Source organism: Bradyrhizobium sp. NBAIM03 (assembly GCF_020194055.1).
Classification (GTDB): Bacteria; Pseudomonadota; Alphaproteobacteria; order Rhizobiales; family Xanthobacteraceae; genus Bradyrhizobium; species Bradyrhizobium yuanmingense.
In genome coordinates this window covers 26,607-40,887 of sequence record NZ_JADYVS010000012.1, presented here as the reverse complement: position 1 = coordinate 40,887, position 14,281 = coordinate 26,607, and the positions used below count along the sequence as shown (strand labels likewise).

The window sequence follows — 14,281 nt, the reverse complement described above, 5'->3', positions numbered from 1 at the left end:
GAAAGCCGTGATCAACCTGACGGACAGCGCAGTGAATGCAATCAAGAGCGCGATTTCATCGTCGGCGCACCCGACCGGCGGTCTGCGCGTCATGATCGAAGCAGGCGGCTGCAATGGATTTAAATACAAGATGGGCCTGGCCGAGGAACCGAAGCCTGACGACACCGTGATCGAATGCGACGGGTTGAAGGTGTTCGTCGATAACAAGAGCCGTGAGCATCTGGTCGGCACGACCATCGATTTCGTGATGGCACTGGAGAGTTCTGGCTTTACCTTTCACAACCCGAACGCCACCGCGAACTGCTCCTGCGGAAAATCGTTCAGCTGATGAAAAAAATCGTTCAGCTGATGAAGAGGACATATCGAAGCATGCCGGCCGAACAACTGAGGCAATCGTCGTCCACTGCGACAGACCTAAAGCGTCGCATTCGCGGGGCTCTCGAAGAGATACGCCCCAATCTGCCACGCGATGATGGCGACTGTCAGCTGATAGGCATCGATGGCAGCAGCAGGATCATGGTCACGCTGACCGGTGCCTGCACGGTTTGTAGACTTCGCGGGTGACGCTGGAAGGCATTCAGGCGCGGCTGGTTGATCAATTCGGCGAATTGAATCTGGTCCCCGTTGCTGCTGCAGGCGAGGCAATGGATGAGCGAGGAATAGAATGCCGATCTACCTCGATAACAATGCAACGACCCGGACCGATCCATCCGTTGTACAAGCCATGTTGCCGTTCTTCACCGAGCAATTCGGCAATGCCTCGTCGACGCATGCCTTTGGCGACGAGGTCGCGGTCGCTGTGAGGCAGGCCCGGCATAGCTTGCGGGGCCTGTTAGGGAACGCATACGATCAAGAAATCGTTTTCACTTCGGGAGGGACCGAGGCGAATAATGCCGCGATCCTCTCTGCGCTTGCGACGCAGGAAGACCGAGACGAGATTGTCACCACCTCGGTAGAGCACTCCGCCGTTCTTGCGTTAACCAAGCAATTGGCGGCAAGAGGAGTCAAGACGCACATCGTACCCGTAGATTCCCGCGGCCGGCTCGATATCGAGGCGTTTCGCTGCGCGCTCGGGCCACGCACAGCGATCGCCTCGGTTATGTGGGCCAACAACGAGACCGGAACGATATTCCCTGTAGAGTTTCTGGCCGGGTTGACCCGTGAGGCGGGCGCGCTGTTTCACACCGATGCAGTCCAGTCCATCGGTAAGGTGCGCGTAAACCTAAAGGACAGTGCGATCGACATGCTGTCGCTATCCGCGCACAAACTGCACGGCCCCAAGGGAATCGGCGCGCTATATTTGCGCAAAGGGACAAAATTCCGGCCGCTGATCTGCGGCGGATCACAGGAACGAGGACGCCGCGGCGGGACTGAGAATATTCCCGGCATCGTCGGCCTGGGAAAGGCTGCCGAGCTCGCGGCGGAGCGGCTCGAACCGGAGCGCGTTCGCATTGGCGCGTTGCGCGACCGCCTAGAGCAGGGAATTTTGCACAATGGCGAGTGCGTTGCGCTCGGCGATATCAGCAATCGGTTAGCGAACACGGCCACTATTGCCTTCGATCATCTCGAAGGCGAAGCCATCGCCCACCATCTCAATCGGGCCGGTATTGCCGTGTCGCTCGGATCAGCCTGCAACTCCGGCTCAATGCAGCCTTCGCATGTTCTGCGTGCCATGCAGGTGCCGGCGTGGCGGATGCGCGGCGCGGTGCGCTTTTCTCTGTCACGTGAAACCTCGTTCGCGGAGGTCGATGAGGTCGTGTGCGCAGTGTCCGACATCGTGGCTCGCCTGCGCGCCACCTCCTGCGTCACAGCCAAGGAGTTGACCACGTGAAAATCATGATCCGCCGGTCTCCGGACGCGGGCCTGTCGATATACGTGCCAAAAAAGGATCTCGAAGAGCCAATCGTGGAATCCGAGCACGAGACGCTATGGGGCGGCTGGATCAAAGTAGCTAATGGCTGGGTGCTCGATTTGCCCGAGATGGCGAGCGACACACGGCTACCGATCACAATCAACGCTAAAAAACGGGGCGAGAACGGGGACGATCCCTGAAGGCGCCCCCGAAGATCGACTTTGTCGATGCGGCCGATGCAAAAGCCACGCTCGTGGACGAGGGCCGCGAGCATTGTTCCCCATCTCGGTCCTGGCCTCGCCGAATTGTGCAGATCCGATATGTCGACCACGCCAGAGGCGTTGCCCGGCTTCTTCGAGCGAGGTTCCGCTGCCGCGGCCGGCTAGGGGCAATGCGTTGGCGTCGGCGCGACAAGTCGAGATCAGCAAAGATCGGTCCGCCGTGACGGCATTGATGGCGCGGGCTTTCGCTCGGCCAGTTCAGCCGACGCGGTCGCGCCATCATCTTGCGTCCCTGTCGCTGCGAGTCATAGTCGACATCTGGTATGATGCCGCCAGGCGCCCGGCGCTGGATAAGCGCGATGGATGGGTCGAAGTGCAGGGTATCACCCGCGTCGGCATTGGCGAAAATCGCTGGTATCGCCTTTACGATTCGCTTGCCGAGAGGTCGGCAGTGCCGTGGCCGTCAGCTGGGCGACGGGGGTGCTGTACAAGTGGCATGGCAGCGTGCAGCCGGCCAACACCTTCCTTATCTCCGACGCGGACTACGTCAGGCGTTGACCGAAATCGACATTCAGACGCCAGTTCCGGACATCCATCAAGGAAAGGCGAACAGACCTTTCTCTTGATCGGCTGTCGCTTCAACGAACAGCTGTTGCGGAGCTATGCGGCGGTAGATCATCAAGCGCTCGGCCAGCACCCACTATGCCATCGTTGATGGGGACGCGCTCTCTCGCAACGAGCTCCGCTTTCTACTCGAGCAACGCCTGACACCGCTTGCGATTGGGTTCCCTTGCACGGTTGAGATACTGCTCACCCATTAGTGGCCTTATGAAGCCCGGATCCCCCAGCTCCTATCGTGGGAGCCGCAACGCGAGAAAACCCGTTCAGATGGAGCCGGTTCCGGCGAGCTTAGCGCGAGCATGCGCAAGCCGTGGAGCTCTGCGTGAGAATGACGACGTATCTGTCGCATCGTCAACGCATCATTGCTCTTCTTTCGTGCGCCAGCGACGATGGTTTCCGCTAACTCCTTGGCGTATGGCTGCAATTTCATCGTCTGCGCCATGGCATGCAAGTTGCTATCCAGCTTCTTTGATCGTCCTGGGGGGCGATGATGCCAGCAGGGAAAAATGAAAATGAACGCGGAAAGTATGTCAAAGCTGCAGTGGATAGCGGCAAGATGATGCAGCCCGCCCCCGAGCATAAGCGCTGCCGCGCTTCGGCCAAGACCGGACAGGCGAGCTGCGGCTCGCACGCAGGCCAAGGCGATCTGCCGACCGAAATCTGGGAAAAGGTCAAGAACCATCCCTGCTACAGCGAAGAAGCGCATCATCATTACGCCCGTATGCATGTCGCGGTCGCGCCTGCCTGCAACCTCCAGTGCAATTACTGCAACCGAAAATACGACTGCGCCAATGAATCGCGTCCGGGTGTGGTGAGCGAGAAGCTCACGCCTGAGCAGGCGGTCAGAAAAGTGCTCGCGGTCGCGACCAGCATTCCGCAGATGACGGTGCTTGGCATCGCTGGACCGGGCGATGCTCTGGCCAATCCAGCAAAGACGTTCAAGACGTTCGAGCTGGTCGCCAAGGCCGCTCCCGAAATCAAACTGTGTCTGTCAACGAACGGACTCGCACTGCCGGACTATGTTGATACCATCGTCAAGTCCAAGGTTGACCACGTCACCATCACCATCAACATGGTTGATCCCGAAATCGGAGCCAAGATTTATCCGTGGATCTTCTTCAACCACAAGCGATACACGGGTATTGACGCGGCAAGAATACTCACCGATCGCCAACTGCAAGGTCTCGAGATGCTTAGCGAACGAGGTATCCTGTGCAAGGTCAACTCGGTGATGATCCCAAACATCAACGACGACCACCTGATCGAGGTCAACAAGGCGGTGAAGTCGCGCGGTGCCTTCCTTCACAATATCATGCCGCTGATCTCCGCGCCCGAACACGGCACAGTATTTGGCCTCAACGGTCAGCGCGGACCGACGGCGCAAGAATTGAAGGCGCTGCAAGATGCTTGTGAAGGAGAGATAAAAATTATGCGCCATTGTCGCCAGTGCCGGGCCGATGCGGTCGGTCTGCTCGGGCAGGACCGCAGCGCAGAGTTCACCACCGATCAGGTCATGAAAATGGACGTCGAATATGACCTAGAGATGCGCAAGGCATATCAGGGCAGGGTAGAGCATGAGCGTGCCGCCAGAGTCGCGGTCGCCCAAAAGGAGCTTGCGAAATTTGCCGGGGAGATGAGCGCGATCACTCTTCTAGTGGCCGTCGCAACCAAGGGCTCGGGGGTGATCAACGAGCACTTTGGGCATGCAAAGGAATTCCAGGTCTACGAACTTTCTACATCCGGCGCCAAATTCGTCGGCCACCGCCGCGTGGACGTTTACTGCCAGGGCGGTTATGGCGAGGAGGACAGGCTTTCCGCCATCATGCGTGGCATCCATGACTGCCATGCGGTCTTCGTCTCCAAGATAGGCGGCTGCCCGAAAAGCAATCTGATCAAGGCAGGGATCGAGCCGGTCGATCAATATGCCCATGAGTTCATTGAGAAGTCGGCGATCGCCTGGTTCAGATCCTATCTGGATAAGGTGAAACGCGGGGAGATCCAGCACGCGCAGCGCGGCGACGCCGCGATCCCGCAAGGATCTCTTTTCTCCGCAGGCTAAGGGGGATATATGCCATTCAAGATCATCGCCTCGCAGTGTACGAGCTGTTCAGCCTGCGAACCCTTATGCCCGAACGTTGCTATCTCGGAGAAGGGGGGCAGCTTTGTCATTGAAGCGGCGAAATGCACTGAATGTGTTGGCTATTTCGACGAGCCGCAATGCGTCGCCGCCTGTCCGGTCGACAATACCTGTGTGGTTGACACGTCCTTTCCTCGCTACCAGGCGCCAGTCTAAAGTGTGAACCCCATGAACGGCACGCCAAGAGCGGGTGCTGAAAACGTCGCAAGCTTCGTGCTGCGCGTTGGCGGCGGCGCGGACGCCGACGTTCGGTCCTCCATCACGGACGACGACTGCGCTGGCTTGCCCTGCGATCGTGCTGTTGCTGGTCGGCAGCACGGCCCTGGCGGGCATTTCATTCTGCGCGGCGGTCCAAGGCGTTTCGCGATTCCGAGAGCGGCCTTCCTACCCAGCGCTGCTGTCGTCGATGAGACTGACCACGCCGCGCGAGTATGAAGTGATGCAGGATCTCGCCTGCCGTGGGCGAGGCAGCTTCCTACATCTCTAGAGGGAGCGATGCATGAGGAGCGGTACATGAACAGCATTGTTCGCGACAGCGACGTCGTCGAGCTCAGCGACCCGCCCGTCTTCAGCTTTGGCCAAAAGCTGCGAGCCAATCGCACCATCCGCAATGATGGCACCTATCGCGGCAAGGAGATTGGCGACGTCTTAGTCAAGAAGGGGGAGGTCGGTTATGTCGTCTCGATCGGCACGTTCCTGCAGCAATTCTACATCTACGGCGTTGAGTTTTTGGAAAGCGGCTACCGCGTTGGCATGAAGCGCAAGGAGCTAGAGCCGGTGGACACGTGCGAGGAGATCGATGATCTGCCATTCCCGGAGGAGTCATGACTCAGCCCGGCGTTCCGAAATATCAGCGGGGCCAGCGGGTCAAAACCGCAGTCGACCTCATCAACGACCACTCATATCCCGACATGGAGCCCGAGGGAGTCTTGCTCGCGGCCGGAGCGACCGGCGAGATCATCAACGTCGCGATCCATACCGAAGCGAACGTGCCGATCTATATTGTCGATTTTGGTGAGCAGATGCTCATCGGCTGTCTTGAAGAAGAAATCACAGTGCTTTGAATGGAGGCTTCGCGATGAATGCCGCGCTGATGAGAACGGTAAAGGCCGGGCTGGTGCCTCACCCCAACGAACTCGATCGCAAACGGATCGAGCGCGGCTTGAGCTCGCGCAAGCGTTATCTCTACGTCTCGCCGAACGTGACGCCGGTGAGGGGCGGCTACCTCGTCGAGAGCCCCTGTTGCTCGCGCAACATCGACAAGGATGGCGCTCTCATCGATGTCGCACTGATTCATTATGATGCCGTGAGCGGGATCTGGAAGCTGTTTCGCAAGAACCACGCGCGAGGAACCTGGGAATTTTACAGCCTTTACCATCGGTTGACTTCTGCAATCGACGAATTGAATGCGGATCCGGAGCGTCTGTTCTGGCAATGACGCCGCGCCTTTGACGAGTCATAGAGGAGCCACGATGGCGCTCACCGCGGAGGAATTGATCGAAATCGAGCGGCTGCTTGCAGCCGATCGCGCCGAGATGGGTCCGTTTGTCGAGCTGCGGCACCGCTTTCCACAGCTTGCTTGGGTGCGCTGTGATGCGTCGGATGTGGCGGATCAGCCGTTCCGGCAGTTTCCGCGTTTCGACCTTCATCTGATCGATGGATCAGATCACTGCGTGCAGATTACGGCCGATCCGACGCGGGCGACCGGCATCGTATTGGCCAAAAGGAATGTGCGGCGGTGAGCACTGAACTAGCAGAGTATCGGCTTGATGGTGCGCACACTGTGGAGGAGAATACATCATTCATTCCACTGTTCGATTCCGATATCACCTTCTCTGAGCTCTCTGCCGTGGAGACGCTGCTGTGTTCGCCGCAAATTTCCAACGGGCGGATCACTGAGGCGTTTGAGCACGCTTTCGCCGCCTATCTTGGTCGCAAATATGTTGATGCGGTCTCGAGTGGTACCATCGGGCTCCTGCTTGCGCTGAAGGCGCTCGGCATCGGCCCGGGGCAGGAGGTTTTCGCCTCGCCCTACTCCTTTCGCGAAACCGCGCATGCCACCAGTCTCGCGGGCGCACGAGTGGTATTTGCAGATGTCGATTATTGGTCGGGAGCATTAGTCCCAGCGAAGGCCAAAGAGCGCATCACGGCCAACACGCGGGCGATTGTCGCCGGCAATCCTAACGGTCATCCCGCGCCGTGGTCGGAACTGCGTGCGGTCGCGCAGCGCCATCAGCTGCTGCTTTTGGAGGATTACACCGAGGCGATTGGATCGAGCTACAAGGACGGATTGAGCATACGTCGCTTGTGGCAGCGTTGCCTGGTGCGGATCGTGATCCACACAAATGCGGGAGCACGCCGTGCGGTTGGAGGCACGCACTCGTGTTAAGTCCGCGCGAGAAATGCTCCAAGCGGGTGAAGAATACCTGCTCGATAGTACAAAAGGCGCGGCGTCTAAGGCGCGGCTTGAGCCCCCACGCGCCAAGGTGCCCGAGTCGAGATCGTCGGTGTACGGTCGGGATCCTTAGAGTTGCCAAAACAGGGGATCGGTATGAGCTCGCAAGAAGTCATCATCCACGTCCGCTTCGGTCCGGACGGGAGGGTGATCCAGATCAGTGAGCGTCCGGCGAAGCTCACGCCGATCCAATGGTTTGATGTCCTGAACGCCCGTGCCAGCTCGGCTTATCGGCCGCTCGCTCGTGGCCGCGGGATTTTTCGGCTGAGCCGGACTGCGATCGAAGCCTTCAAGCAGGAAACTGCGAGGCCGGGATGAGCGAACCGATAATCGGCGACCTGATGAGCGATAAGACGGAGGTTTTTGCCGTCTGCCCGGCCGATGCCCTCGAGCGGAGTGGGGCCATGGGCTTCAGCCTGTCGCGGATCGATGATAGGGGCGAGAGCCGCCCGTTTCCAATTATTGTGGTGCGCACCTTCGGCAACGACTATTTTGGTTACGTCAATCGTTGTCCGCATGAGAGCGTCTGGCTTAACATCGGCACCGGTGCGTTTTTCTCGTCAGACCGTTCCTTTCTCAGATGCGGCCGGCACGGCGCAAGATTCGAGATCGACACTGGGATGTGCATCGACGGCCCCTGCGATGGACAATCGCTTGAGCCGGTACCGCTCGCCGTGATCGAAGGTGACGTCTGCCTGTGCGGCGTCAGGCTGCTGGAGGACGATCGGTCTGCCGACCCGTTCGCGGACAGCGACGAAACCATGGATATCACGATCCATCCGGACTAACGGGCCTATCGCTTTGTTATGCTCAAGCTGCTTGAGGCGCCTTGCCGTCGGATGAAGCCGTCGTACTCGTGAGCGTTGGCAGATGCGTGTCACGGCTGTTGATTTGTGAGACAAAACGGGCACCTTGCGCGGATTGCAGCCCTGCCACTCCGCGACCTCCGTCGCACCAAGAAGCTGCCCTTGCACTAGCTCGCCAAATCGAGCGGGCAGGCAGGACATGCTTCCTACTGCAGGCGATATGTTGGAGAGGGAAATGCCCCCGGCGGCTGGAAGTTCGCCGAGGGCATCGTCTGGGCTGGGAGAATGTGGGGCCCAGACTGACAGGACCGTTTGGGGAGGAGGAATGACGATCCTGTGTCAAAACTCTTTGGCCGGCGGACGCAGCTGGCGTTATTGCCTGCGCTGCAACTGCCATGCCACTCCGTTCGTGCGAGGCCCTTAGCGGATGTCAGCTAGGACCCGTTAGGAGCAAATGCATGTGAGCAGGTGCTCGTTGTTCGTCGCAAATTTGCCGCTGCAAGCGCGTCTTGACGTGTATCGTGGGAAGCCTGCGGGCCGCTGCGTTGCCGGTTTAACGTTCCTGCCAATCGGGATTGCGGCCGGCTTGGTCTGCAGCCTCAAAGGTGGCTCAGCAATCATCGCTGTCTCGTTGGGCTCTTGCGACAGGCGCTATCTGTTGAGCAAACGATAGATCGGCAGCGACGGAACACAGCAGCAGGCCGAGGCGGGAGGTCAAATGCTATGCGAGTTTTGTCGTGTCCGAAACAGAAGCGAACGACGTTGTCGCAACCTGCGCAATAATTGTGAGTCGCGCCGCGAAAAGGAAGGGATCGTTGGACAAACGAACGTTACGCATCTGGTGTGCAACTTGCTTTGGAGAAGTTGAATGATGAGCAAGTGATGCGGGAGTAAAAAGGTCGCGATGATGGCAGAAGAGGTTGGAATTGATCAAAGAGGCTGATCCGGACGCGAAGGTGTCTATCGCTGATCTTCAGCGATGACAACCACTATGGCACCCGCTCATTTCGCCAGCATTGGCAAGCGCGAGTGGGAATCAGTAGCATCAAAGTCTTCGATGCAGCGTTTAATCGTAAGAGATTGTGGGAGCGACGTGCTCGCACCTTGTCATCTTTTCAGATGAAGCCCATTGATCACAGGACAGGCGCATGAACTCAGAAGCCGAATTCGAACTTCCTCAACTTTATAGGCATCATGTCTTTGCCTGCAACATGCAGCGTCCGCCAACTCATCCGCACGGCAGCTGTGGCGCCTTTGGCGCGCAAGCCCTGTGGGATCGAATGAGCAAGGCGGTCGAAGCGCAAGGCCTCAACGATATTGGCTTCACGATGGCAGGCTGCCTTGGCTTTTGTAACGCTGGTCCCTTGATGGTAGTCTATCCCGATGGAGTGTGGTATCGCGCGACCACGCCTGAGGACGTTGACGAAATCGTAAACTCCCACCTCAAGCAGGGCAAACGTGTCGACCGCCTTGTGATGGTGCTAAAGCGAAGCTAGAGGCTTCGCCCAGCGGCCACGTGCCCGGGCTAGCAAGCATGGACGGCTTGTCAGTCCATGAGCTGGCCGCCCGGAGCTAGGATCGTCTGAGGTTGGGCGGAGGCCTCACGCTCTGGGTCTGCGAACAGCAGGTCATTGACCTCGGCGCGGGTGTTGCCTTTTTTCTCCGGGCCGATCGGCAAATGGCGCCTTTTGCAACGCGAACAAGAATATGAACACATGCTGGGTCGATCTGTTTGTGTACCGTCACTCCATGCCGCGCGATCCGTAGCTTACAGCGAGAGCAATGCTGCGAATGGCTCCCCGCTTCTCGTGAGATGACGCGTCCTTGACGCGTCATCTCGCTCCCTGCTTGCACAGCGGTGAGGTTAGGGGACGCGCTCGATGAGCTCGTACGTCCGGAATGATCAAACGGATTCCCCATTCTGCTCCTGTTCTAGCGTCAGAACCTGTAAGTGACGCCGCCGCTGACGAGCCATGGATCGATATTGGCGCGCCCGGTGACGGCAATCGCATTGTTTACGGTCGCGGAGTACTCCGGCCGCAGCCACAGCTTCTTCACGTCAAAGTTGAGGCCCCAGTGACGATCAAGCATGTAATCGAAGCCGAATTGGACCGCCGCGCCGAATTGGTTGCTGATGTGCAAATCCGTCACCGCAAGACCGGCGGGCGACGTATTGGCTGCCGATTGGTTGAAGAATGCGGTGTAGTTGATGCCCGCACCGATATAGGGTTTGAGCGCGCCGAATTCGGTGAAGTGATATTGCAGGGTCAGTGTTGGCGGCAACAGCCAGGCTTTGCCGATATCGAGGCCAGTGAGCGCGCCATTGCCGCTGATGTGATGGCTGGTCACGCCGAGAATGAGTTCGGCGGCAACGTTTTTTGTGAAGAAATAGGTGATGTCGAGCTCGGGTACGGCTTGATCGCTGATCGAAAGGCCAGAACTTGGTGAGGACAGCGAGGGGGCCCCGGCGATGCTGACCGAGCTGCCTGCGGTATCCGGCAAAACGCCAAGCACGCGCAGGCGGATCATCCATGGATTGAAGGGTTCGATCGGAGGCGCTTTATAGTAGACCGGCGTCCGACCCAGATCCGCAGCCTGTACCGAGATGCTGGCCAACGAGGTCGCGAGCGCGAGGAGCGATGCCCTCGTCAGAACTGTCCTTGTTCTCATCGAATTCTCCATTCCAAAATCGGCGCGAAGAGCCGCGCGAGATCTCTGTGACACTGGGGAATGGCGGAGGATTTGATACCGATCAAATGGGAGCGGCCATAGCGCAATTATGCCGCTAAGTTGCATAAGGATCACGGCCGCGAAGCGTTGTGATCTGTTCTGATCGTTATTCAATTGAATAGAGCAGAATGTCTTCAAGAAACCGCTTCTCGCCTTGGTGCTGTGATCCAATCCGTGCCGCGGAGGTCATGCGCGATAAAGGCGGCAACTGCGGCGGCCTCTCACACACTACACAGGCGAGAAGCGCGGCATTCGAGCGCAATAGAGGCGATGCCCCTTACGGAGCAGTCACTCGTGCGAGCGCCTCAGGGAAGGTCCCGTCGCTTACTACCGGTGAAGGAAGCCGGAAGTGGGAAACGGCATCTCTGCCTCGCTTGATAGCGGTGGGTACCCTCCGCCCGTTTCTCACGTCTGCGGACAACGCGTACGGTTTGCTTCGTGCAAGCATCCGCCGAGATCATCTTGCGTGTTGCCGCCAAGCAGGGACAGCACGGGCTCATGATCGAGTCCGGCACATCGTGCCCCGTCTACGTCGATCAGCGGTCGTCGTATCAGGAGCGGATCGACTATCATCAATGCGAGCGCGCTTGCCGGGTCGATAGTATCGGATTGACTTCGCCTGACTTGATACGGGGGGCAGCTCGGTTGAACCAGGCTTTGACCGGCACATTGCCGAAGAAGCCGCGCAATTTCTCCGCATCCCATGAATCTTTCAAGATGTCTCGGGCGATCACGTCGGACTTCAGCTTGAATCTGACGCGCGTTAGTGGCGCAGCCGGGCTTCTGATAAAAGATGATTGTCGCCACGACATACCTATGTAGGCGCGCTGAGCTGAACGATTGGCATGGCGCGGCTGCTTTCGGGAGCCCATTCGAATTTCTTGCCGATCATCTCCAATGTCAGCGCATCAAGCGCCGTACCGTATTTGCAACACTCGCGGCTGGTCCGCCAGGTTTCGAGCCCGACCGGCATATTCACTGTCCTAGGATCGCCCGGCTTGCGAGAAGAGGACAAAGTGCCGTTCCACACCAGAAGGCATCGGAACAGGTCTCGCCAAATCGGCTTTTCGCGTAGATTGTTGTGGCCGTTGTTAGTTTTCTGACAGTCGCGCAGATCCTGTCAGATCCAAAATAGCCAAGGCCTCACTCACCGGCTGGTGTTTTTTAGAAACGTAATCAGAAGCTTAAGGAGCGCGGTCAAGCGTTGGCACGGCGGTTGCTAATAAGCGACAGCAACACTGAGTGAGGGCTGAGTGCACGCCGACGCGTAACACGAGCGATGCGCTCCTTCCCTCGAACCCGTGTGCCCCCGTTTCTGAGAGAGAAACAAGCTCGCGCGCAAGAAGCGCGCAACTTTTGGCAAATCGGTTGATGGAGAGCAACATGTCTTCACTGAGACAAATCGCGTTCTACGGGAAGGGCGGCATCGGCAAGTCGACCACTTCGCAGAACACGCTGGCGGCGCTGGCCGAGATGGGTCAGAAAATTCTGATTGTAGGGTGCGATCCGAAAGCGGACTCGACCCGCTTGATTCTGCACGCCAAGGCGCAAGACACGATTTTGAGCCTTGCAGCGAGCGCCGGCAGCGTTGAGGACCTCGAGCTCGAGGACGTAATGAAGGTCGGCTACAAGGACATTCGCTGCGTGGAGTCCGGTGGTCCTGAGCCGGGTGTCGGCTGCGCCGGCCGCGGCGTCATCACCTCGATCAATTTCCTGGAGGAGAACGGAGCCTACGAGAACATTGACTATGTCTCATACGACGTGCTCGGCGACGTCGTTTGCGGTGGTTTTGCGATGCCAATCCGCGAGAACAAGGCGCAGGAAATCTATATCGTGATGTCCGGTGAGATGATGGCGATGTATGCTGCGAACAACATTTCCAAAGGCATCCTGAAATACGCGAACTCTGGCGGCGTGCGGCTGGGCGGTCTGATCTGCAACGAGCGGCAGACCGACAAGGAGCTGGAACTGGCGGAAGCGTTGGCCAAGAAGCTAGGCACTCAGCTGATCTACTTCGTGCCACGCGACAACGTGGTGCAGCATGCCGAGTTACGCCGCATGACGGTGCTTGAATATGCACCCGATTCCAAGCAGGCCGATCACTATCGCAATCTTGCGACCAAGGTTCATAACAATGGCGGCAAAGGCATCATCCCGACCCCAATCTCCATGGACGAGCTCGAGGACATGCTGATGGAGCATGGCATCATGAAGCCCGTGGATGAATCCATCATCGGCAAGACCGCCGCCGAACTCGCGGCCTCGTAAAGGTCGCGAGTCGCGGCCTTGTAAAGGCGCGCGACGGATGCCGGTCTCCCTCACCGCCCATCCCGGGAGGCCGGCATTCTGACGATCGACCCTGATCAAAACCAGGATGCGGCACGCAAACCTGACCATTGTGGAAACCCGCAAAATTATGTTCGAAGCGCACTTCCTTCCGTCGCCGGCTGCTTGTGCCGTTGATATCAACAGCCAGATGCACAGGGGAATTGCAACCTATCGCATGCTCACCGGTGTGCCTCCTACAGATGCCGATATTACCATTGACAGCGATCTCGATCGCCATGTCCTGGCGTCTATCCTGGCGGCTGCCACAATGGATGGTGGCTCTCTTCCCGAGAAGGCTGGCCTGTCCGGCCTTGAACTGGTGGCCTTGCTGGAGCAGTACTTTCCCTCGCTTGAGATCAAGCTCGCGGAGCAGCTCTCGGATTTCGAGTGCGAAGAGGACGACGAGATCGCAATGTTGCGCGATCTCTTGCTCGAGCAACGCTCGACGGAAGGGGATATCGGCCGCTGGCTGGCTGCGATGATCGCGCGCCGTGCCATTGAGCCAGACCACCTGTGGGAAGCGCTCGGCTTGCGCAATCGTGGCGAGCTCTCTCGGCTGCTGAGCCGCCATTTCGCGCCGCTCGCCGCGCGCAATGTCAACAATATGCGCTGGAAGCGTTTCTTCTACCGCATGCTTTGCGAGAATGAAGGGCTCGTGATGTGCACAACACCTGTGTGCAAGCAATGTGACGACTTCAACCTGTGCTTCGGCGAAGAAAGCGGTGAGAGCCGGATGGCCGAGCGCCGGCGCGATCTTCTGTTCCGGGCGGCTCGGCCGGTCGTTGCCGGAGACTGTCCATCTGAACTGCCAGGAGCGTCCGCTATCGCCCCGTCATCCGAGAAAGCCTCGCCGGATTTGGTAAGTCGCGCGGGAGGTTGAGGGCGCGGCCGACGCCGCTTCGATGTGAGCGAGTGACCATGTGTCCAAGGCGGCGGCGGGCCCAAGTGGACCGCGACAATTCTCACATCCTGGCGAGCCGCAATTGCTAACGTTCGAACTCGGCGTAGCAACAGGCAAGGCGTCCGCTTCATGACCTGTCGCATTTGCGACAATTCATTTGCTCAAGAAGGTCGAGGACGGAAGGGGTCATTCGTCAATGGGTTGGACGGGATGGCAGGCTGGCATGCTGG

Annotated in this window: 17 protein-coding genes and 1 pseudogene; 16 read left to right on the top strand and 2 right to left on the bottom strand. The window is 58.5% G+C overall.

Features of this window, described 5'->3' with window-relative positions; genetic code table 11:
• Nucleotides 1-7 precede the first annotated feature (7 nt).
• The 14 genes and pseudogenes from I6F21_RS19410 to I6F21_RS19345 all read left to right on the top strand — a co-directional run bounded on the left by I6F21_RS19410 (nt 8) and on the right by I6F21_RS19345 (nt 9,588).
• Nucleotides 8-328 (top strand): iron-sulfur cluster assembly accessory protein, encoded by a 321-nt coding sequence (locus I6F21_RS19410; RefSeq protein ID WP_225129572.1) that lies wholly within the window; start codon nt 8-10, stop codon nt 326-328.
• Nucleotides 328-564, top strand: coding sequence for a NifU family protein (locus I6F21_RS19405; protein WP_306469170.1), 237 nt, complete (start codon nt 328-330; stop codon nt 562-564). Before I6F21_RS19410 ends, I6F21_RS19405 begins: the two co-directional genes overlap by 1 nt.
• Before the next feature lie 100 nt (nt 565-664).
• Nucleotides 665-1,831, top strand: a complete 1,167-nt coding sequence (nifS, locus tag I6F21_RS19400; RefSeq protein ID WP_225129568.1) for a cysteine desulfurase NifS — start codon at nt 665-667, stop codon at nt 1,829-1,831.
• Nucleotides 1,828-2,052, top strand: a complete 225-nt coding sequence (nifT, locus tag I6F21_RS19395) for a putative nitrogen fixation protein NifT (protein WP_027571421.1) — start codon at nt 1,828-1,830, stop codon at nt 2,050-2,052. The genes nifS and nifT overlap by 4 nt, the downstream gene beginning before the upstream one ends.
• 1,201 nt (nt 2,053-3,253) lie before the next feature.
• Nucleotides 3,254-4,753: a nitrogenase cofactor biosynthesis protein NifB gene (nifB, locus tag I6F21_RS19390; RefSeq protein WP_225129646.1), complete on the top strand. Its 1,500-nt coding sequence runs from the start codon at nt 3,254-3,256 to the stop codon at nt 4,751-4,753.
• A gap of 9 nt (nt 4,754-4,762) precedes the next feature.
• A complete protein-coding gene (locus I6F21_RS19385; RefSeq protein ID WP_225129566.1) occupies nt 4,763-4,987 on the top strand; it encodes a 4Fe-4S binding protein in 225 nt (74 codons plus the stop codon).
• Between the two features lie 357 nt (nt 4,988-5,344).
• Entirely contained in the window at nt 5,345-5,659 is a 315-nt protein-coding gene (locus I6F21_RS19380) for a nitrogen fixation protein NifZ (RefSeq protein ID WP_225129565.1), read from the top strand.
• Nucleotides 5,656-5,895, top strand: a complete 240-nt coding sequence (locus I6F21_RS19375; protein ID WP_225129563.1) for a nitrogen fixation protein NifZ — start codon at nt 5,656-5,658, stop codon at nt 5,893-5,895. The genes I6F21_RS19380 and I6F21_RS19375 overlap by 4 nt, the downstream gene beginning before the upstream one ends.
• Before the next feature lie 14 nt (nt 5,896-5,909).
• On the top strand, nt 5,910-6,269 hold the full coding sequence (locus tag I6F21_RS19370; RefSeq protein WP_225129561.1) for a DUF3024 domain-containing protein: 360 nt from the start codon (nt 5,910-5,912) through the stop codon (nt 6,267-6,269).
• A gap of 34 nt (nt 6,270-6,303) precedes the next feature.
• Nucleotides 6,304-6,573, top strand: a complete 270-nt coding sequence (locus I6F21_RS19365) for a DUF6129 family protein (protein WP_225129559.1) — start codon at nt 6,304-6,306, stop codon at nt 6,571-6,573.
• Between the two features lie 41 nt (nt 6,574-6,614).
• A pseudogene (locus I6F21_RS19360) lies at nt 6,615-7,115 on the top strand (aminotransferase class I/II-fold pyridoxal phosphate-dependent enzyme); the annotation flags it as partial.
• A gap of 267 nt (nt 7,116-7,382) precedes the next feature.
• On the top strand, nt 7,383-7,604 hold the full coding sequence (locus I6F21_RS19355; protein ID WP_225129557.1) for a hypothetical protein: 222 nt from the start codon (nt 7,383-7,385) through the stop codon (nt 7,602-7,604).
• Complete coding sequence (locus tag I6F21_RS19350) at nt 7,601-8,074, top strand: Rieske 2Fe-2S domain-containing protein (RefSeq protein WP_225129556.1); 474 nt, start codon at nt 7,601-7,603, stop codon at nt 8,072-8,074. Before I6F21_RS19355 ends, I6F21_RS19350 begins: the two co-directional genes overlap by 4 nt.
• A gap of 1,166 nt (nt 8,075-9,240) precedes the next feature.
• Nucleotides 9,241-9,588, top strand: coding sequence for a (2Fe-2S) ferredoxin domain-containing protein (locus I6F21_RS19345; protein WP_225129554.1), 348 nt, complete (start codon nt 9,241-9,243; stop codon nt 9,586-9,588).
• Nucleotides 9,589-10,030: 442 nt separating this feature from the next.
• On the opposite strand, the gene I6F21_RS19340 is transcribed toward I6F21_RS19345, so the two are convergent.
• Nucleotides 10,031-10,762, bottom strand: coding sequence for an OmpW family outer membrane protein (locus I6F21_RS19340; RefSeq protein WP_225144493.1), 732 nt, complete (start codon nt 10,760-10,762; stop codon nt 10,031-10,033).
• 874 nt (nt 10,763-11,636) lie between these two features.
• Nucleotides 11,637-11,795 carry a hypothetical protein gene (locus I6F21_RS19330; protein WP_225129550.1) on the bottom strand — a complete coding sequence of 53 codons (159 nt, stop codon included), beginning with the start codon at nt 11,793-11,795 and terminating at the stop codon, nt 11,637-11,639.
• Between the two features lie 410 nt (nt 11,796-12,205).
• Here I6F21_RS19330 and nifH point away from each other — a divergent pair, with 410 nt between their 5' ends.
• Both nifH and I6F21_RS19320 read left to right on the top strand, forming a co-directional pair.
• Entirely contained in the window at nt 12,206-13,090 is an 885-nt protein-coding gene (gene nifH / locus I6F21_RS19325) for a nitrogenase iron protein (protein WP_027571409.1), read from the top strand.
• Nucleotides 13,091-13,238: 148 nt separating this feature from the next.
• Nucleotides 13,239-14,030: a nitrogen fixation protein NifQ gene (locus tag I6F21_RS19320; protein ID WP_225129644.1), complete on the top strand. Its 792-nt coding sequence runs from the start codon at nt 13,239-13,241 to the stop codon at nt 14,028-14,030.
• Nucleotides 14,031-14,281: the final 251 nt, after the last annotated feature.